Source organism: Pseudomonas oryzihabitans, from assembly GCF_014522265.1.
GTDB lineage: Bacteria > Pseudomonadota > Gammaproteobacteria > Pseudomonadales > Pseudomonadaceae > Chryseomonas > Chryseomonas aestiva.
In genome coordinates, this window is record NZ_CP017024.1 from 3,721,399 (window position 1) to 3,743,059 (window position 21,661).

General features: G+C 67.4%; 18 protein-coding genes and 2 pseudogenes. 12 read left to right on the forward strand and 8 right to left on the reverse strand.

The annotated features are described in order from the left end of the window. Positions 1–132 precede the first annotated feature (132 nt). From BGI51_RS17275 to BGI51_RS17290, 4 genes are all read left to right on the forward strand, one after another. The gene (locus tag BGI51_RS17275) at positions 133–894 is read left to right on the forward strand and encodes an aliphatic sulfonate ABC transporter substrate-binding protein (protein ID WP_356592796.1); all 762 of its coding nucleotides are present in this window, start codon (positions 133–135) and stop codon (positions 892–894) included. Then, positions 891–2,216, forward strand: coding sequence for an LLM class flavin-dependent oxidoreductase (locus tag BGI51_RS17280; RefSeq protein WP_187979126.1), 1,326 nt, complete (start codon positions 891–893; stop codon positions 2,214–2,216). Before BGI51_RS17275 ends, BGI51_RS17280 begins: the two co-directional genes overlap by 4 nt. After that, positions 2,217–3,398 carry an acyl-CoA dehydrogenase family protein gene (locus BGI51_RS17285; protein WP_187979127.1) on the forward strand — a complete coding sequence of 394 codons (1,182 nt, stop codon included), beginning with the start codon at positions 2,217–2,219 and terminating at the stop codon, positions 3,396–3,398. 121 nt (positions 3,399–3,519) lie between these two features. Next, a complete protein-coding gene (locus BGI51_RS17290) occupies positions 3,520–4,413 on the forward strand; it encodes a LysR family transcriptional regulator (RefSeq protein WP_187979128.1) in 894 nt (297 codons plus the stop codon). Positions 4,414–4,461: 48 nt separating this feature from the next. Here BGI51_RS17290 and acnA read toward each other — a convergent pair whose 3' ends face one another. Then, complete coding sequence (gene acnA, locus BGI51_RS17295) at positions 4,462–7,161, reverse strand: aconitate hydratase AcnA (RefSeq protein ID WP_187979129.1); 2,700 nt, start codon at positions 7,159–7,161, stop codon at positions 4,462–4,464. A gap of 197 nt (positions 7,162–7,358) precedes the next feature. On the opposite strand from acnA, the pseudogene rlmM reads away from it, so the two are divergent. From rlmM to BGI51_RS17310, 3 genes and pseudogenes are all read left to right on the forward strand, one after another. Next, positions 7,359–8,419, forward strand: a pseudogene (gene rlmM, locus BGI51_RS17300) (23S rRNA (cytidine(2498)-2'-O)-methyltransferase RlmM). 56 nt (positions 8,420–8,475) lie between these two features. Next, positions 8,476–8,715: a sulfurtransferase TusA gene (gene tusA / locus BGI51_RS17305; protein ID WP_027597771.1), complete on the forward strand. Its 240-nt coding sequence runs from the start codon at positions 8,476–8,478 to the stop codon at positions 8,713–8,715. A gap of 74 nt (positions 8,716–8,789) precedes the next feature. Next, on the forward strand, positions 8,790–9,371 hold the full coding sequence (locus BGI51_RS17310; RefSeq protein ID WP_187979130.1) for an Sbal_3080 family lipoprotein: 582 nt from the start codon (positions 8,790–8,792) through the stop codon (positions 9,369–9,371). 221 nt (positions 9,372–9,592) lie between these two features. On the opposite strand, the gene BGI51_RS17315 is transcribed toward BGI51_RS17310, so the two are convergent. The 3 genes from BGI51_RS17315 to BGI51_RS17325 all read right to left on the reverse strand — a co-directional run bounded on the left by BGI51_RS17315 (position 9,593) and on the right by BGI51_RS17325 (position 13,929). After that, the gene (locus BGI51_RS17315; protein WP_187979131.1) at positions 9,593–10,243 is read right to left on the reverse strand and encodes an SGNH/GDSL hydrolase family protein; all 651 of its coding nucleotides are present in this window, start codon (positions 10,241–10,243) and stop codon (positions 9,593–9,595) included. Positions 10,244–10,334: 91 nt separating this feature from the next. Next, entirely contained in the window at positions 10,335–12,482 is a 2,148-nt protein-coding gene (locus BGI51_RS17320) for a mechanosensitive ion channel family protein (protein WP_187979132.1), read from the reverse strand. 70 nt (positions 12,483–12,552) lie between these two features. Next, positions 12,553–13,929, reverse strand: a complete 1,377-nt coding sequence (locus BGI51_RS17325; protein ID WP_187979133.1) for an MATE family efflux transporter — start codon at positions 13,927–13,929, stop codon at positions 12,553–12,555. A gap of 130 nt (positions 13,930–14,059) precedes the next feature. On the opposite strand from BGI51_RS17325, the gene pdxB reads away from it, so the two are divergent. Next, positions 14,060–15,223: a 4-phosphoerythronate dehydrogenase PdxB gene (gene pdxB, locus BGI51_RS17330; RefSeq protein WP_187979134.1), complete on the forward strand. Its 1,164-nt coding sequence runs from the start codon at positions 14,060–14,062 to the stop codon at positions 15,221–15,223. A 108-nt stretch (positions 15,224–15,331) separates the two neighbouring features. Here the strand turns inward: pdxB and BGI51_RS17335 are convergent, their stop codons facing one another. Both BGI51_RS17335 and BGI51_RS17340 read right to left on the reverse strand, forming a co-directional pair. Then, positions 15,332–15,613, reverse strand: coding sequence for a pyrimidine/purine nucleoside phosphorylase (locus BGI51_RS17335; protein WP_027597776.1), 282 nt, complete (start codon positions 15,611–15,613; stop codon positions 15,332–15,334). A gap of 82 nt (positions 15,614–15,695) precedes the next feature. Continuing rightward, positions 15,696–16,247: an exonuclease domain-containing protein gene (locus BGI51_RS17340; protein ID WP_187979135.1), complete on the reverse strand. Its 552-nt coding sequence runs from the start codon at positions 16,245–16,247 to the stop codon at positions 15,696–15,698. A 186-nt stretch (positions 16,248–16,433) separates the two neighbouring features. On the opposite strand from BGI51_RS17340, the gene BGI51_RS17345 reads away from it, so the two are divergent. Together BGI51_RS17345 and BGI51_RS17350 are read left to right on the forward strand one after the other, a co-directional pair. Further along, the gene (locus BGI51_RS17345; protein WP_027597778.1) at positions 16,434–16,688 is read left to right on the forward strand and encodes a YkgJ family cysteine cluster protein; all 255 of its coding nucleotides are present in this window, start codon (positions 16,434–16,436) and stop codon (positions 16,686–16,688) included. Positions 16,689–16,738: 50 nt separating this feature from the next. After that, a complete protein-coding gene (locus BGI51_RS17350; protein ID WP_187979136.1) occupies positions 16,739–17,338 on the forward strand; it encodes an START domain-containing protein in 600 nt (199 codons plus the stop codon). 165 nt (positions 17,339–17,503) lie between these two features. Here BGI51_RS17350 and msrQ read toward each other — a convergent pair whose 3' ends face one another. Continuing rightward, entirely contained in the window at positions 17,504–18,115 is a 612-nt protein-coding gene (msrQ, locus tag BGI51_RS17355) for a protein-methionine-sulfoxide reductase heme-binding subunit MsrQ (RefSeq protein ID WP_187979137.1), read from the reverse strand. Continuing rightward, entirely contained in the window at positions 18,115–19,125 is a 1,011-nt protein-coding gene (msrP, locus tag BGI51_RS17360) for a protein-methionine-sulfoxide reductase catalytic subunit MsrP (RefSeq protein WP_183630263.1), read from the reverse strand. Before msrP ends, msrQ begins: the two co-directional genes overlap by 1 nt. A gap of 409 nt (positions 19,126–19,534) precedes the next feature. Between msrP and BGI51_RS17365 the strand changes: the two genes are divergently transcribed. After that, the gene (locus BGI51_RS17365) at positions 19,535–20,971 is read left to right on the forward strand and encodes a dihydroxyacetone kinase family protein (RefSeq protein WP_252977111.1); all 1,437 of its coding nucleotides are present in this window, start codon (positions 19,535–19,537) and stop codon (positions 20,969–20,971) included. Between the two features lie 349 nt (positions 20,972–21,320). Beyond that, positions 21,321–21,650: pseudogene (locus BGI51_RS24125) on the forward strand (PAS domain-containing protein); the annotation flags it as partial. Positions 21,651–21,661: the final 11 nt, after the last annotated feature.

A 21,661-nucleotide genomic window follows, 5' to 3' on the forward strand; every position in this document is an offset into this window, starting at 1 on the left:
TGGCCCAGGCGGTCACCCTCACCATCGGTGACCAGTTTTACTACAGCAGTACCCTGCTGGAGCAGGCCGGCGAGCTGAAGGATCTGCCGTACCAGATCCAGTGGAAGAGATTCAACGCCGGGGGGGCCGGTGGTGGAAGCGCTCAATGTCGGCTCCATCGACCTGGGCATCGTCGGCGACACCCCGGTGATCGCCCTGGCCGCCCGCGGGGGACCGGTCAAGGTGGTGGCGGTGACCCGCAACCGCCCGGACGGCACCGCCATCGTCGTCGGCAAGGATTCGCCGATCAAGACGGTGGCGGACCTGCCCGGCAAGCGCGTGGCCATCTGGAAGGGCTCCTGGAGCCAGCAGCTGGTCTATTCGGCGCTGGAACAGGCCGGACTGCCCAGCGACGCCCCGCGCTACAGCTACCTGATGCCGACCGAGGCCGTGGCCGCCCTGAGCCAGGGCACCCTGGACGCCACCGCCACCTGGGAGCCCTATGTCAGCATGGTGGAACGCCAGGGCGGACGGGTGCTGGTCACCGCCAAGGACCTGATGCCGGGCCCGGTCTATGTGGTGGCCAATACCGGGCATCTGGAGGAGAACCGCGCCGCCATCGGCGATTTCGTCGCCCGCCTGCAACGCGCCCGCAGCTGGGCGCGGGACCACGTCGACGTCTATGCCCAGGCCTGGGCCAGGCGCAACAACTCCGATCCGGCCATCGCCGAACGCTGGTTCCGGCGCGACGCCACCTGGGTCGAACCAATCAGCGCCCAGACCCTGAGCGATGGCCAGAAGACCGCCGACTTCCTGGTCAAGGCCGGGGTGCTGCCGCAGCCCTATGACGTCAAGTCGCTCTATGACCAGAGTTTCAATCGCTACCTGCAAGCGCCCCGGGAGGCCAGCCGATGAGTCGCCACCTGCACCTCGCCGGCTTTCTGCTGGCCGGTCCTGTCGTCCATAGCCACGTCGTTTGGCGCCACCCCGAGACCCAGGGTGATTTCCTCGACCCGGCCTACTACGTCCGCGCGGCCAAGGCGCTGGAGGAGGGGCTGTTCGACTTCCTGTTCTTCGCCGACCGCCTGGCCGTGGGCGACCAGCTCGGCGGCTCACGGGAGACCGCCTTGTGCCTGGGCGCCCAGGACGCCACCCGACTCGATCCGCTGCCATTGCTGTCCTTCCTGGTGGCTCACACCCGCCACCTCGGGCTGGGTTGCACCCGCTCCACCACCTACTATGAACCGGCCCATGTCGCCCGGGCCTTCGCCACCCTGGATCACCTGTCCCGCGGGCGCGCCGCCTGGAACATCGTCACCTCGATGAACGACAGCGAGGGCCGGCTGTTCGGCAAGGAGCGCCACCTGGAACACGACCTGCGCTACGACCGCGCCGACGAATTCGTCGAGGTGGCCGTCAAGCTGTGGCGCAGTTGGGGACCCGCGGGGCTGCGCCTGGATCGGGACGCCGGCGTGCTGGCCGATCCCGCGCAGGTGCGCGCCCTCGATCACCAGGGCGACTGGTTCCGCGTGGAAGGCCCGCTCAATATCCCGCGCAGTCCCCAGGGGCGCCCGGTGCTGATCCAGGCCGGTTCCAGTGGTCGCGGCCGGCGCTTCGGCGCGCGCTGGGCCGAGGCCATCTTCACCATCCAGCCGAATCTCGCCGCCATGCGCGCCTTTCGCGACGACGTCCGCCGCCAGGTGCTGGAGCAGGGGCGGTCGCCGGATGGCTGCAAGATCCTTACCTCGGTCATGCCCTTCATCGGCGGCAGCGAAGCCGAGGCGCGCGCCAAGCAGGAAAGACACAACGCCCTGGCGCAACCGGAGGTGGGGCTGATCACCCTCTGCTCACAGCTCAATATCGACCTGTCGCGCTTCACTCTGGACACCGCCCTGGGCGAGGTGGTCGAGGTCGGCGACCTGCCGCCGGCCGCTGCCGAGAAGCTGCTGGCGCTGGGGCCGCGCATCACGCTGGCTGAACTGGGTCGTAGCTACGCCGCCAGCGTCCGGGTGCCGCAGCTGGTGGGTACCGCTGCCCAGATCGCCGACCAGCTGGCCGAGTGGTTCGAGGCCGGCGGCTGCGACGGCTTCGTGATTTCCCCCGGTTACCTGCCGGGTTCCTTCGTCGAATTCAGCGAGAGCGTGGTGCCGCATTTGCAGCGTCGCGGGCTGTTCCGGCGCCAGTACCAGGGTTCGACCCTGAGAGATCACCTGGGCCTCGGCCCCCTGGAGGACTAGATGAGCACGATCGAGGATGTCGCTGGCTGGCTGACACTGGCCCGCGAGATCGGCGCGGAATTCGCCGCGAGGGTGGTGGCCGACGAACGCGACCGCATTCGTCCCGACGCCCAGCTGCAACGACTCAAGGACAGCGGCCTGACCAACCTGGTCATACCCGTGCGGCTCGGGGGTGCCGGCCAGCCCTGGTCGCTGGCCATGCGGGTGCTGCGCGAGATCGCCGCCGGCGACGGCTCGGTCGGCCTGCTCTTTGGCTATCACCTGCTCAATACCGTGAACCTGCGCCGCGAACCCCAGCCGCGGCGCGATCGGCTGCTGGCGGAGATCGCCGAGGGACGGCTGTGGCTGGCCGGGGTGGTCAATCCACGCGACGACGACATCCTCGCCACGCCGAGCCCTGGCGGCGGTTTTCGCCTGACCGGGCGCAAGGGCTTCTGCAGCGGCGCCGCCTTTGCCGATCGACTCACCATCAGTGCCCGTGACCGGGAGCGCGGTGCGCGCCTGATGGTCACCCTGCCAGCGGACCGGCCCGGGCTGGCCTACGCCGGTGACTGGGACCACTTCGGCGTGGCCCGCAGCGACAGCGGCAGCTTCACCCTTGACGACGTCTGGGCCAGCGCGGAGGAGGTCCAGGTCTGCGACCTGGAAGACGCTGGCGATTTCGCCGCGGTCATCCGCACCCCGGTCAACCAGTCGGCCTTCACCCAGTACTACCTGGGCGCCGCCCAGGGCGCGCTGCGCGAGGCGCGGCGCTATCTGCATGCAGAAGCGCGACCCTGGGTGCATTCCCTGGCCGCCAGCGCCAGCGAGGACCCACTGGTGCTGGGCCAGATGGGCGAACTCTGGATCGCCCTACAGGGCGCCGTGGCCCTCGCCGACGTGGCGGCACGGCGGGTGGATGACCTGCTCGAGGCCGATGCCACCTTTACCGCCGACCTGCGCGGCGAGACGGCCATCGCCGTGGCCAGCGCCAAGGTGCTGGCTGCCCGTACCGCCCTGGACGTCACCACCCGGGTATTCGATGCCCTGGGTGCCCGCGCCACCCACAACCGCCTCGGTCTGGATCGCTTCTGGCGCGATGTGCGCACCCACAGCCTGCACGACCCCCTGGCCTACAAGGTGCTGGAGGTCGGGCGCTATGCGGTCAATGGTCAGTACCCTGCGATCCTTGCCTACACCTGACTAAAGCTGGTCTGCTCTGGATTCACCCATTAGCTGGCGCAACGCTAAACCCAAAACAGGCGAGGGGGGCTGCGTTATGCTTGAGGCGCATGTCCAGCCACGGGAAGTCAGACGCCTCCTCATGAAGACCGACGATATCGAAGCCTTTGTCGCGGTGCTCCGCAGCGGCTCCCTCAATGCCGCTGCCCTGTCCCTTGGGCTCACTCAGCCGGCCATCACCCGCCGGCTGCAGAGCCTGGAACAGGATCTGGGTGTCGAGTTGCTCGACCGCCACACCAAGCCGCTCAAGCCAACCCGTCTGGGTCAGGAGGTCTACGGCCACTGCCGCGCCATCCTGCGCGAGATGGACGCCCTGCGCGAACGGGTGGCGGGCGATGCCCCGCCGTCCGGGCTGTTGCGCCTGGGCGTGCCCCAGACCCTGGGCGATGCGCTGTTGCTGCAGGCGGTACGGGAGATCCGCGCCCGCTATCCGGAGTTGCGCCCCCAGGTGGCGACGGGCTGGGGCAGTGTGCTGGTCAGCCGTATCGAGCATGGCGAGCTGGACGGCGCCCTGGTGCTGTTTCCGGCCAACAAGGTGTTCCCCAACAACATCGAGGCCCAGGCCCTGGGCGCCATGCCGCTGCAGGTGGTCTGTGCCCGCGACCAGGCGCCGGCCAAGGCGCAGCGGCTGGCCGATATCCAGGGCCAGGGCTGGGTACTCAACCCCGACGGCTGTGGCTTTCGCGCCAGCCTGCAACGGACCCTGGCCGAGCAGGGCCAGGCGCTGCGCATCAACTTGGAAACCTATGGCACCGAACTCCAGCTCGGCCTGGTGGCGGACGGTCAGGGCCTCGGCCTGGTCCCGGCACCGCTGCTGGCCTGCAGCGCCCACCGCGAACGCCTGGCGGTGATCCCGCTGAAGGACTTCAAGCCGGAAATCCAGCTGTGGCTGATCCACCCACGCTTTCTCGGACCCTTGCAGGAGGTGGTCGAGGGGTTTGGGCGGGAGGCGAGTCAGCTGTTGGCAGCCTCCTGACAGCAGAACGCCCGGCAGCCAAGCTGCCGGGCGTCCGTTGACGCTGGCTTAGGCCGCAGGCTTCGCCAGGAACTCCCGCAACACGTAGTGCAGAATGCCGCCGGCCTTGAAGTAGCTCACCTCGTTGAGCGTGTCGATGCGGCAGAGCACCTCGACGCTCTCCAGGCTGCCATCCTCGCGGGTGACTTCCAGGGTTAGCGGCATGTGCGGTCGCAACTCGACGCCGTCGATGCCCAGCACGGCGATCTTTTCCTGGCCGGTCAGTCCCAGGGACTTGCGGTCCACGCCGTCCTTGAACTGCAGCGGCAGCACGCCCATGCCCACCAGGTTGGACCTGTGGATGCGCTCGAAGCTCTCGGCGACCACGGCCTTCACGCCCAGCAGATTGGTGCCCTTGGCCGCCCAGTCACGGGAAGAACCGGTGCCGTATTCCTTGCCGGCGATGATGACCAGCGGGGTGTTTTCCAGTTCGTACTTCATGGCCGCGTCATAGATCGACAGCTTTTCGCCCGTGGGGACGTGGAAGGTATTGCCGCCTTCCTCGCCACCGAGCATTTCGTTCCTGATGCGGATGTTGGCGAAGGTGCCTCTCATCATGACTTCGTGGTTGCCACGGCGCGAGCCGTAGGAGTTGAAGTCGGCATAGTCCACGCCATGCTCGGCCAGGTAGCGGCCGGCGGGGCTGTCCTTCTTGATGTTGCCGGCAGGGGAGATGTGGTCGGTGGTGACCGAATCACCCAGCAGCGCCAGGATGCGGGCATCGTGGATGTCGGCGATGCGTGGCGGATCGCCGGCTATGGTCTCGAAGAAGGGCGGATTCTGGATGTAGGTGGAGTCGGCATCCCAGACATAGGTCTCGGCGTCCGGCACCTGGATCGCCTGCCACTTCTCGTCACCGTCGAATACAGCGCCGTATTGCTTGTGGAACATGGCGGTGTCGAGCTTCTGCACGGCGTCGGCCACCTCCTGCTGGGTGGGCCAGACGTCTTTCAGATAGACCGGCTGACCGTCATTGCCGGTGCCCAGTGGCTCCTGGGTCAGATCGACCTTGACGCTGCCGGCCAGCGCATAGGCCACCACCAGCGGCGGCGAGGCCAGCCAGTTGGTCTTGACCAGCGGATGCACCCGGCCTTCGAAGTTACGGTTGCCGGAGAGTACCGAGGCTACGGTGAGGTCGGCGTCCTGGATGGCCTTTTCGATGGGATCGAGCAGCGGACCGGAGTTGCCGATGCAGGTGGTGCAGCCATAGCCGACCAGGTCGAAACCGAGGTCGTTGAGATAGGGGGTAAGGCCGGCGGCGTTGTAGTAGTCGGTCACCACCTTGGAGCCGGGGGCGAGGGACGACTTGACCCAGGGCTTGCGCATCAGCCCTTTTTCCGCAGCCTTCTTCGCCAGCAGACCAGCGGCCATCATCACGCTGGGGTTGGAGGTGTTGGTGCAGGAGGTGATGGCGGCGATCACCACGGCACCGTCCTCCAGCTGGAAGGTCTGGCCATCGAGCTGGACTTCCACGCCACTGCCAGCCTTGGGGGCCTCGGCTTTTTTCGGCGCCAGGGCAGTGAAATCGCCAAAGGTCTTGGCGACCTCGCCGAGCAGCACACGATCCTGCGGCCGCTTGGGGCCGGCCAGGCTGGACTGGACTTCGCCCATGTCCAGCTCCAGTACGTCGGTGAACACCGGCTCGTCACCGGGATTGCGCCACAGGCCCTGGGCCTGGGTGTAGGCTTCCACCAGTTGCACGGTCTCTTCGGGGCGACCGGACAGGCGCAGGTAATCCAGGGTGATCTGGTCCACCGGGAAGAAACCGCAGGTGGCGCCGTACTCCGGCGCCATGTTGCCGATGGTGGCGCGGTCGGCCAGGGGCAGGGTGGCCAGGCCATCGCCGAAGAATTCGACGAACTTGCCCACCACGCCCTTCTTGCGCAGCATCTGGGTCACGGTCAGCACCAGATCGGTGGCGGTGATGCCCTCGCGCAGCTTGCCGGTGAGCTTGAAGCCCACTACCTCGGGGATCAGCATGGACACCGGCTGGCCGAGCATGGCTGCCTCGGCCTCGATGCCGCCCACGCCCCAGCCCAGCACGCCCAGGCCATTGATCATGGTGGTGTGGGAGTCGGTGCCGACCAGGGTGTCGGGGAAGGCATAGGTGCGGCCGTCCTCGTCCTTGGTCCAGACGGTGCGGCCCAGGTACTCCAGGTTGACCTGGTGGCAGATACCGGTGCCCGGCGGGACCACGCGGAAGTTGTCGAAGGCGTTCTGGCCCCAGCGCAGGAAGGCATAGCGCTCGCCATTACGCTCCATCTCGATCTCGACGTTCTCGTGGTAGGCGTTTTCGCTGGCGTAGCGATCCACCATTACGGAGTGGTCGATCACCAGGTCGACGGGAGAAAGCGGATTGATCCGCTGCGGATCGCCACCGGCCTTGGCCACGGCTTCGCGCATGGCGGCCAGGTCGACCACTGCCGGTACGCCGGTGAAGTCCTGCATCAGCACCCGCGCCGGCCGGTACTGGATCTCGCGATTGGCGGAGCGGGTCTTGGTCCAGTCGGCCAGGGCCTGGAGGTCCTCGCCGGTAACGGTCTGGTTGTCTTCCCAGCGCAGCAGGTTCTCCAGCAGCACCTTGAGGGATTTGGGCAGCTTGTCGAGATTGCCCAGGGTCTGGGCCGCGTCGGGCAGGCTGTAATAGTGGTAGGTGCGCTCACCGACCTGCAGGGTCTTGAGGCTTTTGAGGCTGTCCAGGGCTGGCATCAGGGGTCTCCTTATCGACGCTTCGACGGTTGCCCGCTGGCCGTACGAGCCTCGAAACGTGAAGGAGACCCGTACCAGCGCTGGGCGGACTGATTTTTCTAGGTGTAGTACTGGACCGATAGGCGCCGCTGGCGTTCCCCAGCGGGCGCGCTGGGGTATAGTGCGCGCCCTGCGTGACCCCTTGAGGAAGCCCCGTCGTGAATACCCTGTTGCTGCTGTGCCGTACCGGATTCGAAGGCGAGGTCTGCGCCGAGCTCGGCGAGCGGGCGGCGCTGCTCGGCGTGGCCGGTTATGCCAAGGGCAAGCCGGGTGCGGCCTATGCCGAATTCGTCTGTGGCGACGCCGAGGGTGCCGCCCGGTTGATGCAGAACATCACCTTCGCCGAGCTGATCTTTCCCCGTCAGTGGTCCCGTGGCGCCTTTCTCAGCCTGCCCGAGCAGGACCGCATCGGCCCGCTGCTGGAGCTGCTGGCGGGCTATCCCGTCTGCGGCAGTCTGGCCCTGGAGATGCCCGACACCAACGATGGCAAGGCGCTCTCCACCTTCTGCAAGAAATTCGAGCGTCCCCTGACCCTGGCGCTGCGCAAGGCCGGCCGCCTGGTGGATGATGCCCGGGCGCCACGGCTGCAGCTGACCTTTCTCAGCGGGCGCGAGGTTTTCGTCGGCGTGGTCGAACCGGGCAACGCCGCGCTCTGGCCCATGGGCATCCCGCGGCTGAGGTTTCCCCGCGAGGCGCCCAGTCGTTCGACCCTCAAGCTGGAAGAGGCCTGGCACCACTTCATCCCGCGTGCCGATTGGGAAACCCGCCTGTCCTCCGAGATGCGCGCCGTCGATCTGGGCGCCGCCCGGGTGGCTGGACCTGGCAGCTGGTGGCCCGCGAGATGCTGGTGACGGCGGTGGACAACGGCCCCATGAACGAGGCGCTGATGGATACCGGCCTCGTCGAGCACCTGCAGGTCGACGGCTACGCCTTCGTTCCCAAGCGCCCGGTGGACTGGATGGTCTGCGACATCGTCGAGAAGCCCGCGCGCACCGCGGCGCTGATCGAACGCTGGATCGGCGAGGGACACTGCCGCGAGGCGGTGGTCAATCTCAAGCTGCCGATGAAGCAGCGCTATCGCGAAGTGGCCGGCATCCTCGAACGCCTGCACGCCCATTTCGCCGATCGCGGCCAGCGCGTCACCATCGGCTGCAAGCAGCTCTACCACGACCGCGAGGAAGTGACCTGTCATCTGCGCCGCCTGGATCGGAAACCCTAGGCCGCTATCAGGCTCTGAATGCAGATTGCTGTAACCGTTCTATCCCTGGAGACCCCATGACCCTCGAAGCCGATGCCACCCTCGACGCCAGCGGGCTGAACTGCCCGGAGCCGGTGATGATGCTGCACAACAAGGTGCGCGACATCGCCCCCGGCGCCCTGCTCAAGGTCATCGCCACCGATCCCTCCACCCAGCGCGACATCCCCAAGTTCTGCGTCTTCCTGGGCCATGAACTGGTGGAAAAGAGCGAAGGGGAAGGGCGTTATCTGTACTGGATTCGCAAGAAGGTGGAGTGAGGGTCGCGCGAAAGCTCGCTTTGCTAGCGAGATTCGGTTCACAATCAGCGATCTAGCAAGCAAGGAAGCCTCTTATGAAAGCCGGGATGCTGGGTGTTGTATCGCTCATTCTCGCGGGGTGCACGTCGGTACAGGTCCAGCCCGTCGCCGTACGCCCGGACTTGGTATGTATCCAGGAGAATCCTGCGGTTTGGGTGAAAGACTTTCTCCCCGTGGTCCGGGCCGGCTTTGCTCGGCACAGTGTGCCTACCGAAAGCTATACGCAGGTGCCACGCGAGTGCCCATACGTTCTTGAATACACTGCGCGGCAAACCTGGGACGGCGTACCTTACTTATCAGCTGCCGAGCTGACCCTGCGTGACGCCAGTGGGCGCCTGATGGGTCAGGCTGACTATCACCTGCGGGGTAAGGGCGGTTTCTCCCTTATGAAGTGGCAGGGGACCGCAACAAAGATCAATCCGGTGGTAGATGAGCTCTTGGGTCAGATGCGTCCCGCACCTGTAATCAGACCGATCACGACTGCTGTCCCGACCTCCGCACCTGCCGGGCTGACCTTTGAAGACGAATTGGCTGAGCTTCAGGCAAAAAACCTCAGCTATCAGGACTACAGCAATCGGTACCGTGCGCTTCGGCAGCGCTATGGTCTGGATCGCTGACTTCAATGTCGAGCCCGTAATGTTGGGCTTCGCCTGCGCTCAACCCAACCTACGCTGCCCCACGGCGCGGGCCCGGCTCTCGTAGGTTGGGTTGAGACGGCTCCATCGTCGAAGCCCAACGGACCGATGCCAAGGGAGCCGTAGCGTGGAAAACCGCGCAGCGTTTTCCACTGTGTGGTCTCGCGTCCGCGGACAAGGCTGCGCCGTTGTCCACGCTACGCTCAGGCGCTTGCGGCCGTTCTGACCACCCCCACCAGATGCTCCCCCAGCCGCCGATGCTGGTCCGCCTCGAAATGCACGCCGTCCACGGGACTCACTTGGATGATCTCGCCCGCATCGACGAAGGCCGCGCCCTGGGCCTCGGCCACCTGACGATAGCGCGCGGCCAATTGGCGGGACTTGGCCGCGCCGCCGGCGAAGATCTCGCCGAGAAAGCCCACTTCCTCGATGGGCGCCGGCGCCATGACAATCAGCCTGGGTGTGGCGCCGCCCGGGCCGGCATTGCAGCGCCTGATCTCTTCCAGCAGCACCTGCAACGCACTGGCGATGTCCGCGGGCGTCACCGACAGCCGCGCCTTGAGATCGTTGGTGCCGAGCATCAGCAGCAGGACGTCCACCGGCAGCTGACTCTCCAGGCAGGGTCGGAGATAGGTGAAGCCGTTCTTGTGGTGGCCGTCGATGGGATCGTCATGCACCGTGGTCCGTGCTGGCAGGCCTTCCTCGATCACCCGCCAATCGGCGCCCAGCCCGTGGGCCAGTACGCCGGGCCAGCGTTCGTCCCAGCCGAAGCGTTCGAGCACGCCGGGCTGGGTCAGGGGGCGGGTGCCATGAGTGTTGGAGTCGCCATAGCAGAGCAGGGTACGCAGGGGCATGTCGGGGACCTCGCCAGGACAGAGTAACGTCCACCCTAGAGGCTTTTCCGCAGCGCCGCGAGAACCGACGGTCGTGGCAGCGACTTCAGCCTTAGCTCGGCGCTTCTTTCCCCCGGGCCGCCTGATCCAGCGGCGAGCCGCCTACCTCGTAGCGCACGTTCATGCGCGGCGAGGCCAACTCGATGCCGGCGTCGTCCAGGTAGCGCTTGAGCCTGAGGTTGAAGGCCCGCGAGACCTCCCACTGCTTGATCGGCGCGGTCTTGAAGCGGAATCTCAGGATCGCCATGCCGGAATCGAAGCTCTCCACCCCCTGCAGCTCCAGCGGCGACCAGATGTCTCGGCCGATGAAGGGATCCTGGCGCAGTGTGCGACCCACTTCCTGGACCATCTCGATGGCCTTGTCCACCGACAGCGCCTGGGGAATCGGCAGGCGGAAGATGGCGTAGCCGAATTGCCGCGAGTAGTTCTGGATGCTCTTGATCTCGCTGAAGGGGATGGTGTGGACGATGCCATCGATATCCCTGAGTCGCACGGTGCGGATGGTCAGGCCCTCGACGGTGCCCAGGTGATTGCCGACGTCGACGTAGTCGCCGATGGCCAGGGAGTCCTCGATGATGATGAACAGCCCGGTGATGAGGTCGGCCACCAGGCTCTGGGCGCCGAAGCCCACCGCCAGGCCGATGACGCCGGCACCGGCCAGCAGCGGGGTGACGTTCACGCCCATGTTGGCCAGGGCGACGATCAGGGCGATGACGAAGATGGTCAGGAACAGCACGTTGCGGATCAGCGGCAACATGGTCTGGGCGCGGGCATTGTTCGGGCTGACGCGATGCAGATTGAGGCCGCGGTGGATGGCGGTGTCGGCCAGGATCCACACCAGCCAGGCCAGCAACAGGGTGCCACCCAGGCCAAAGAACTTGCTGGCGACCGCATGGCCGTCGCCCTGGCTGAATCTCAGCAGCGAGAGATTCCAGGCGCGCAGGGCCAGCTCGATCCCCACCAGCCAGATGACGATGCCCAGCACCAGCACGAAGAAGGCCCGCAGCCGTTCGGCATAGGCCTCCTGGATGCGGCCGTGCGGTCGCCGGCGCAGCAGCCGCGCCCGCACCAGGGCGTTGAGGCCCAGGGCGGCGCCCATGGTCACGGCGAACAGCAGCGCCCGGCGCAGGGCGTCGCTGGTATCGCCGGCGGAGACGAAGGTGGCCACCACCGAGACCGCCACCAGGATCAGCAGCGGCAGGTGCCAGAGGCGGGCGATCAGATGGCGCACGCCCTGCAGACCGTGCAGCGCCTGACGCTTGGCCAGCGGCTGGTTGCGGATCAGGTGGGCGATGGGCCGGCGGAATCTCAGGGCGAACTGGGCGGTGAGCAGCGCCGCGCAGATGTTGGCGCCGATGGCGATGACCGCCGCCAGGTGTGGCCCCAGGGTCTCGGCCAGGTGCGGATCGCTGGCGGCGCCACCCAGGGCGGCCAGGCTGCCGATGATCCATAGCGGGCGAAAGGCGCGGCGGCGCAGGATCAACAGCGCCCGGCTGCGATGGGCGCCGCTGGGCAGGGAGCAGATCACCACCACCGTTGCCGCGAACAGCGGGCCGATGACGGCGGCATAGGCCAGGGTGACGGCCACCGTCTTGCCCAGGGAGTCCGGCATCCACAGGGATACCAGCAGGGTGATGACGAACGCCAGCAGCCAGGGTGCCAGCTTGCGCAGGGCGAAACGCACCAGGTCCAGGGTCCGCGGTCTGAGCGGAAGCTCCTCGGAGAGCCTGAACCTGATGCGCAGCCGATGACTGATGCTTTTCAGGCCCAGGGCGCAACCGGCCCAGAAGGCCAGGGTGATGACGAAACCCGAAAGCAGGTTGAGGCGCTGCTCGGGCGCCGGCGCCAGGGCGGCCAGCTCGGCGCCCGCCTGGTCCAGCTGGTACTGCCAGCGCTCGCGCAGGTTGTCACGCTGCAGCTGTTGCTCGACCACCGTCATGGTGTCGGTGATCAACCCGATCACGCCCTGGGAGGCGCTGGGTTCGGCCTTGGCTTGGGCCGCCTGCAGCTTCTTGAGATCCGCCAGCAGACGATTGCGCTGCTGCTCGCTTTCCAGGGTCTTGATCACCTGGTCTAGGGACGGGCCGAATTGCGGATCGACCTGATCCTTCTGGGCGCCCGGCAGCCCGGGGAGGGCAGCCTGGACCGGGCCGATGAGCAGGAAGCAGAGGCAAAACAGCTGTAGCAGGCGAAAGATCATCGAAGCCGCACGCTCGCGAAAGGGGGAAACGCCCGTCCTGAACGGCCTGGGGCCGTCCGACGAGAGGGGGTCAGTGTAGCAAGGGCTTGGCGCTGTGGATGCGTCGCCGGGCACTGCGCGCCAGCCGCACCGACAGCAGGATGGCCGCGCAGGTCAGTCCCAGTACCAGACCCTGCCAGAGGCCGGCCGGACCCCGCGGTGCCCCGAACCAGTCGCTCAGCCCCAGCGCCCAGCCCACCGGCAGGCCCATGCCCCAGTAGGCCAGCAGGGTGATGACCATGGTCGCGCGGGTGTCCTGGTAACCACGCAGGGCGCCCGCGGCGGTCACCTGGATGGCATCGGAGAACTGGAAGATGCCGGCAAACACCAGCAGCGAGGCCGCCAGCTGGATCACCGCCTGGTCCTGGGAATAGAGGCCGGCGATAGCCGTGCGCGCGGTCAGCATCAGGGTGCAGGAAACGCAGGCGCAGAGCAGCCCGGCGGCCATGCCGACCCCGGCGGAAAAGCGCGCCTCGCGCGGCTCGCCGCGCCCCAGCGCCTGGCCAACCCGCACTGTCACCGCCATGCCCAGGGCCAGGGGCACCATGAACACCAGACCGGAGAAGTTGAGCGCCACCTGGTGCCCGGCGACCACGGTCGGACCCAGCTCGCCGATCAGCAGGGCCACCACGGAAAAGATGCTGGATTCGGCGAACACCGCGATGCCGATGGGCACGCCGATGGCCAGCAGGGCGCGCAGCGTTGGTCCGTGCGGTCGCTCGAAGCGGGCGAAAATGGCGCAGGCGCGATATCGCTCGGTGCGGATGATCGCCAGCATGGCCAGCAGCATCGCCCACATCACCGTGCCCGAGGCGAAGCCGCACCCGGCGCCGCCCAAGGCTGGCAGGCCCAGGTGCCCATGGATGAAGATCCAGTTCAGCGGCACGTTCAGTGCCAGCCCGGCAAGGCCCACCAGCATCGCCGGCCGGGTACGCCCGAGGCCGTCGCTGAAGCAGCGCAGCACATAGTAGAAGGCCGTGGCGGGCAGGCCCAGGGCGATGCCCTTGAGATAGAGCAGGGTCGGGCCGATCAGCTGGGCGTCGACATGCATCGCCACCAGCAGCGGTCGGGCATTGAGCAGCAGCAGGCTGGCGATGAGGCCACACCCCAGGGCCAGCCAGAGCGCCTGGCGCACCAGCGGACCGATCTCCTGGCTGCGCCCGCCGCCGTGGCGCTCGGCCACCTTAGGCGTGGTCGCCAGCAGGATGCCGGTCATCAGCAGGAACACCGGAATCCACACGGAGTTGCCCAGGGCGACGGCGGCGAGGTCCAGCGGGCCGACACGGCCGGCCATGACGGCGTCGACGAAGCCCATGGCCGAATGGGAGAGCTGGGCGATGACGATGGGCGCGGCCAGGGAGAGCAGGGCGCCGAATTCACGTCTGATGCGGGGCAGGGAGGAGGTCACTTGATCGTTCGGTCAGCTTCGGGGCCGATAGTCTAGTCCTCATGGCCCGAGTGGCAACCCTCGCGGCGACCGTTGCCGGCTGCCGCTGGCCTGCTAAAGTGCCGGTCCCCGCCCTTGCGAGTGCCCAGGCATGCACATTCTCGCCGACGAAAACATACCGCTGCTGGACGCCTTCTTCGGCCCCCACGCCACCCTCGAACGCCTTCCCGGTCGCGCCTTCGACCGCGCCGCCGTGAGTCGCGCCGATGCGCTGCTGGTGCGCTCCATCACCCGCGTCGACGAGACGCTGCTGGCCGGATCTCGGGTCGGCTTCGTCGGCACCTGCACCATAGGTACCGATCATCTGGACCTCGGCTATCTGGATCAGGCGGGTATCCGCTGGAGCAATGCGCCTGGCTGCAATGCCCGCGGCGTGGTGGACTGGGTGCTCGGCGCCTTGCTGGCGCTGGCCGATGGCGCTGGCGCCGACCTGGCCCGGCGCACCTATGGCATCGTCGGCGCCGGCCAAGTCGGGGGCCGCCTGGCCGAGGCGCTGCGCGGACTGGGCTGGACGGTGCTGGTCTGCGATCCACCACGTCAGGCGACCGAGCAGGGCGACTTCCACAGCCTGGACGAGTTACTGGAGCGCTGCGACGTGCTCTGTCTGCATACCCCGCTGATCCGTGACGGCGAACAGCGCACCCTGCACCTGTTCGAGGCGACGCGCCTGGCGAGGTTGCGTCCGGGCAGCTGGCTGCTCAATGCCTGCCGGGGCGAGGTAGTCGACAACGCCGCGCTGTGTGCCCATCTGGCTGGTGGCGCCGAGCTGGCGGTGGCCCTGGATGTCTGGGAAGGCGAGCCGGGTATCGATCCTGAATTGGCCCGTCTCTGTCAGCTGGTGACGCCCCATATCGCCGGGCACAGCCTGGAAGGCAAATGGCGCGGCACGGCGCAGATCTACGCGGCCTTCTGCGCCTGGACCGGGGAAACACCGCGGCTGGGTCTGAGCGACCTGTTGCCGCCGCAGCAGCTGGAGCGCCTGGTGTTTGGTGCGGATACGCCCGAGGCGACGGCCTTCAGGCGCGTCTGTCGTGCGGTCTATGACCCGCGCGACGACGATGCGGCGCTACGCGCGACCCTCGCCTTGCCGGCCCAGGCGCGGGCTCAGGCGTTCGACGCCCTGCGCAAGGGCTATCCTGTGCGTCGGGAGATTCCGGGGCTGGTGCTCGAAGGGACGGGCGTGGCTCGGCTGGCGAGGGCCCTGGGCTGCGACTGGCGACATGGCGACGACTCCGAAAGCGGCGGTGTCGCTTAGGACCGAGGCGAAGCGGAAGCGTTCAAGCGGGACAACGGACTCCCGCCACCCGGCCCACGCGGCCGAATGACGGAGCCCAAGACGAGGGAGCCGTACGGCTCCCCGAGCTTAGTGGTATTCGCAGAGATAGGCGGTGTCTTCCGCGACCTTGAGCTGGAACTTCGCATTGGCCGGCACGGTGAACTGGCTGCCCGCGGCGAAGGTTTCCCAGGTCTCGCTGCCCGGCAGCTTGACGGTCAGGGCGCCGGCCACCACGTGCATGACTTCCAGCTGGCTGGTGCCGAATTCGTATTCGCCGGGGGCCATGACGCCCAGGGTGGCAGGCTTGGACTTGAGGCTGAAGGCGATGGATTTGACGGTGCCGTCGAAGTATTCGTTGACCTTGAACATCGGATTTCCTTGTGCGAGAGCGGTTGGGACCGTCGGCGAGTATGCCCAAGGCCGAGGCCCACTGTCACCGCTCCAGACGAGGCTAGCGCGCGAGGGCCGGCAGGCTGGCGGGTATCAGCTTGGCGGTGTTGCGCGCGTCGGTCTCGGCGCGGTGCAGTACCCCGGTAAAGGCCAGTCCCGCCGATTCCAGGGCGGCGGTGAGGCCCAGCGGACGTGCCAGACCACGGGCCTTGGCGAAGGCCTGCTTGAGATTGCGATGCGGGACCCGGGCGAGGTGGGTGTGCAGATCGTATTCGCGCCAGGCCCGCTCCAGCAGACGGCGGTCGAAATCGCCCCAGCTGCACCAGCCGGCGAGAGTGGTCTCATAGGCGCCCAGCCAGGCCTCGAAGGTCGGCCAGGTGCTTTCCAGGGGCTCTGCGCTATCGACATCGGCCTGGCTGATATGGGTGAGATCGCGGCAAAAGGGCGTCAGCAGCGGCAGCCGCCGGGGCTGGACGAAACTCTGATAGCGATCGAGCTCCTGGCCCTCCGCATCCACCATCACCGCGCCGATCTCGATGATCTCCATCAACTCCAGTGGCCAGCCGCCTTCGTCGGTGGTCGCTTCCAGGTCCAGCACCAGCCAATGCTTCATCGTCACGCCCTCGGGCCAGCCGCCTCGCTCATCGCAGATAAGACGGTGGAAAGGCCGCGGGGTTGCGTGGCGAGGTGCGAATGAATGTTACATTCATGACTCGATGGCAGCATCTGGTCACGATTCGCTTGTGAGGCCCCGGCCTTGCTCTTAAGCTTGAAGCCTCTTTATCTGCGAGTTTCACCCATGGAGTGCCGTCCGGGTTGTGGCGCCTGTTGCATCGCGCCCTCGATCTCCTCACCGCTGCCACGCATGCCCCAGGGCAAGCCCTCCGGGGTGCGCTGCGCCCATCTGGACAGCACCAACCGCTGCGACCTGTTCGGCTCGCCGCTGCGCCCGGCGGTGTGCGGCGGCTTCCAGGCCGAGCTGGCGTTCTGCGGCACCAGCAGTGCCGAGGCCATGGCCATCCTGCTGCGCCTCGAAGGTGAAACCGCCGCCTGATCCGGTTTTGAATTGCGCTCTCCGACAACCACAACAACAAGGGACGTCCCATGCACAAGCCGCTTCGCTCCATCCTCGCCCTGACCCTGCTCGCAGCCACCGGCCTGGCCCAGGCCGAGGACTGGCAACTCGCCAAGCAGGAAGATGGCATCCAGGTCTATACCCGCGCCGTCGCCGGGTCCAAGTACAAGGCCTACCGCGGCGTGGTCCAGATCAAGGCCGATCCGGCCACCATCGCCAAGTTGCAGGACGATCCGCTGGGTTCCTGCAAATGGATCTTCCGCTGCCAGTCGCTGCAGGTGCTCAAGCGTCAGGACAACCAGGCCTGGACCTACATGCGCATCGACATGCCCTGGCCGGTGACCGCCCGTGACGTGGTGCTGCACATCACCGAGCAGAAGACTCCCGATGGCGGCTTCACCCGCACCCTCGAAGGCCAGCCGGACTATCGTCCCGCTGCCGACGGTTACGTACGGGTCGCGAGCTTCCAGGGCCAGTGGCGCGTGGTGCCGAAGAACGGCGGCTCGGAAGTGACCTACGAGGCCCAGAGCGAGCCGGGTGGCAGCGTGCCGTCCTGGCTGGCCAACAGCTTCGTGGTGGATGCCCCGCTCAACACCCTGAAGGGCTTGCGCCAGGCCGCGCAGCGCTGATCGACCGCCCTCGGGCAGCGGCCTGGCCCACTGGCGCCAGGCCCGTTCAATACCACCCCTTTGCCAAACCGTGGCTGTCCATCCGCATACCTCAACAGCTGTTTTTAATACCACCCCTTTAGATTCGAGGCATGGAGGGTCAACCCTCTGCCTGGGCGGTGGTAATCAGCGAGCAGGGACGGCCGCTGCCCGACTTCGCCTTTTACGGCGCCAGCCATCTACCAGGCGGAAGGCCAGCAGGGCGGCGCCGATAGCGGCGTAGAGCGCCCACTCTTCCAGGTCCGAGCGTACGATCCAGAGGTAGTGCAGCAGCCCAAGGCCCAGCACCAAGTAGGCCAGTCGATGCAGCTCCTTCCAACGCTTGCCCAGGCGGCGCATGGCGGGGCGGTTGGAAGTGACGGCCAGGGTCAACAGGATCAGCAGCGCTGCGGCACCCACGATGATGTAGGGCCGGCGCTGCAACTCCACGCCCAGTTGCGACAGGTCGAAGCCCAGCACGAACGCCAGGTAGCCGAGGAAGTGCAGCAGGGCATAGGTGAAGGTCCAGAGGCCGAGCTGGCGGCGGATCACCGGCCAGAGCTTCCAGCGGGTGAGGCGCGACAGCGGCGTCAGACTCAGCGTCAGCAGCAGCAGCACCAGGGCGCCGGTCCCCAGCTTGTCCACCAGCGCCTTGCCCGGGTCCGGACCTAGGGCGAAGATCCAGGCCTGGTACAGCCACCACAGCGGCGGGCAGAGTGCGGCGACAAACACCGCGACCCGCCAGAGCAGCAATCCCATCAGTAGTTTCTCCGCAGATCCATGCCGCTGTAGAGCGAAGCCACTTCCTCGCCATAGCCGTTGAACATCAGCGTCGGCCGCACGTTGGGGCTGAACAGGCCACTGGGCAGGCGCCGTTCGCGGGCCTGACTCCAGCGCGGGTGGTCCACTTCCGGATTGACGTTGGCATAGAAGCCGTACTCGTTGGGCGCCATGCCCTGCCAGGTGGTGCGTGGCTGCTCGGCCACCAGGCTGATGCGGACGATGGACTTGATGCCCTTGAAGCCGTACTTCCAGGGCACGATCAGCCGCAGCGGCGCGCCGTTCTGGTTGGGCAGCACGCGGCCGTACATGCCCACCGTCATCAGCGTCAGCGGATGCATGGCCTCATCCAGGCGCAGGCCTTCGACATAGGGCCAGTCCAGCAGGGCGAAGCTGGAATTCATGCCGGGCATGTGCTGCGGGTCCTTGAGCGTCTCGAACTTCACGTAGCGCGCCTTGCCGGTGGGTTCGACGCGCTTGAGCAGGCTGGCCAGCGGAAAGCCAAGCCAGGGGATGACCATGGACCAGGCCTCGACGCACCTCATGCGGTAGATGCGCTCTTCCAGGGTGTCGGGGCCGAAGAGGTCTTCCAGCCCGTAGGTGCCGGGCTTGCCCACCTCGCCATCGACTACCACGCTCCAGGGCTGGGTGGGCAACTGCGCAGCATGGGCGGCGGGATCGCTCTTGTCCGGCCCGAATTCATAGAAGTTGTTGTAGTGGGTAGCGTCCTTGAAGGGCGTGATGTCCTCGCCCTTGACCGTGGCCGCCTGCCAGCGGGTATCAGGCAGCTTGCGTTCGAACCAGTCCGGGCCCTTGGCGGCTTCGACGTCGCCATAGCTGGAAGCGGCCGCCAGCGCCCAGCCGGGCAGGGCGGCGCCGGCGAGCAGGGCGCCGCTGGCACCGAGGAGCTGGCGCCGGGACAGGTAGACGGCTTCGGGGGTGATCTCCGACCCCAGGCAGGCAGAGCGCGGAACGATCTTGATCGGCATGACGGACCTCGGTGGGGTGCGCTCCCAGGAGAGCGGCTGGCTAACAGCGTGAGACATCCCGGTCGTGAAAAGCTTCCGACGCCAACGATAGCCTGCCGTCCCGGTCCGGCGGAAGGCCGTTGCGCGCCTGTCAGCCGGCCGTTCAGGTCGCTGCCAGGCAGGCCCGGGACCCCGTGCCATACTGCGGCGACCTCTCGCCCTCAGGAGTCCCCGATGAAGAAGCTGATCAATAGCCCCACCGCTGTGGTTTGCGAACTGCTCGAAGGCCTCGTCAGCCTGGATCCCGGCCTGGCCCTGCTGGCCGAGGAGCAGGTCATCCTGCGCCAGCCCCTGGCCGCTACGGGAGATCGCCCGGTGGCGGTGATTTCCGGCGGCGGGAGACGTCTTCACCTCGCCCAGCGTCGATGCCGTGCTGGCGGCCATCCGGGCGGCGGCCGGTCCCGCGGGCGCCCTGCTGGTGGTCAAGAACTACACCGGCGACCGTCTCAACTTCGGCCTGGCCGCCGAACTGGCGCGCAGCGAAGGCATTCCGGTCGAGACGGTGCTGGTGGCGGACGACGCCGCCTTGCGCCATACCGTGGCGCCGGAAAGGCGCCGCGGTATCGCGGGTACCGTGCTGATCCACAAGCTCGCGGGCGCAGCGGCCGCCGCCGGGCGCCCCCTGGCCGAGGTAGCTGCGCTGGCCCGCGCCGCGAGTGCCGAATTGCGCAGCATGGGTGTCGCCCTGGGTGCCTGCACGGTGCCGGCGGCGGGGCATCCGGGTTTCCAATTGGCGGACGACGAGGTGGAATGGGGCCTCGGCATCCACGGCGAGCAGGGCGTCCAGCGCGGTCCCCGACTGGGCGCCGACGGCACCGTGGCGCGGCTGCTGGATACCCTCATCGAAGACGGCGGCTATCCCGCTGGCACGCGCCTGGCGCTGCTGGTCAATGGCCTGGGCGCGACGCCGCCGCTGGAACTCGCCCTGGTGGCGCGGGCGGCGCTGAGCCAGTTGCGCCAGCGAGGCCTGGTGGTGGAACGCGCCTGGACCGGTACCTTCCTCAGCGCCCTGGACATGCCCGGCTGTTCGCTGTCGCTGCTGCCGGTAGACGAGGCGCGCCTGGCGCTGCTCGATGCGCCGACCCGGGCGCGAGCCTGGCCGGGTGACGGCCGGGTCCCGGCGGCGCCCACCCTGTTGCCCGCACCCGCGGCAGCAGCCGAAACGACCCCTCGCACCCCAGGTCCCCTGGCAGAGCGGCTGCAGGCGACGGCAGATGCCGTCGTCGCCAGCCTGCTGGCCAACGGAGCCCGCCTCACCGAACTGGACAGCCGCGCCGGGGACGGCGACCTGGGCACCAGCCTGGCCCGTGGCGCTGAAGCCATGCGCGCCTTGCCCGCCAGCGTCTGGTACACCCCGGCCAGCGCCCTGGCAGCCACCGGCCAGGCACTGCGCCGGGCCATCGGTGGCAGCTCCGGACCCTTCTACGCCTGCGCCCTGATCCGCGCCGCTCAACTGCTGGACAGGGTGGAACGACCCACGCTGGCGCAATGGGCCCAGGCCCTGGATGGTGGCGTCCAGGCCCTGGCCGAACTGGGTGGCGCCCAGCCGGGCCAGCGCACCATGCTCGATGCCTTGCGCCCGGCAGCGGATGCCCTGCTGGCCGCTGCCCAGGCGGGCGCCAGCCCGGCACAGGCCTTTGCCGCGGCGCTCGCCGCCGCCCGCCAGGGCGCCGAGGCCACCGCGGAGATGCTGCCGGCCCAGGGCCGCGCCAGCTACCTGGGCGAACGCGTCCGCGGCATTCCCGATGGCGGCGCCGTAGCGGTGGTCTGTTGGCTGGAGGCCCTGGAGCCCGAGATCACCGGCTAGGCCATTTATCGCCCTGGCGGGTCGCGTGGCGATCGGGACAGCCAGGGCGCCCAGGAAGGTCGACACGCATCCCGGATCCACCTGGGCGCTCGGCCAGCCGCGCTATCCGGTCAGGCCCTGGAGCTCCTCGTGAAAAGCCAAGTGCCTCGCCTGGCGCCAGGTCAGCCAGGCCCCTGAGCGAACCGCTTATCAAAACATTTCAGCGCATCCTTAAAGCCCAGATGCAACATGCCGATAGTTAGTATGACGATAACCAAATGGTTACCGTTGGCGCCTGTGCCGGCAGTTGGCCACCATTGAACTGGTTGATGTCGCACGGAGTAGATAACCCGCTAGATAAGGCACCCGCATGCGCACGAATTTGCCGGTCACCCAGCAAGGCCGTACCTTCAAGCAAGAGGAACGACTCATCTCCACCACTGATCTGCAGGGGAACATCACCTACTGCAACGAGGCCTTCATCGCCATCAGTGGCTATACAAGGGAGGAGCTGATCGGCAGTCCGCACAATCTGGTGCGTCATCCCGACATGCCGCCACCGGTGTTCGGCCACATGTGGGCGACCCTCAAGGAGGGCAAGCCGTGGATGGGCATCGTCAAGAATCGCTGCAAGAACGGCGATTTCTACTGGGTGAGCGCCTATGTCACCCCGATCCTCGAACAGGGCCGGGTGATCGGTTACGAATCCGT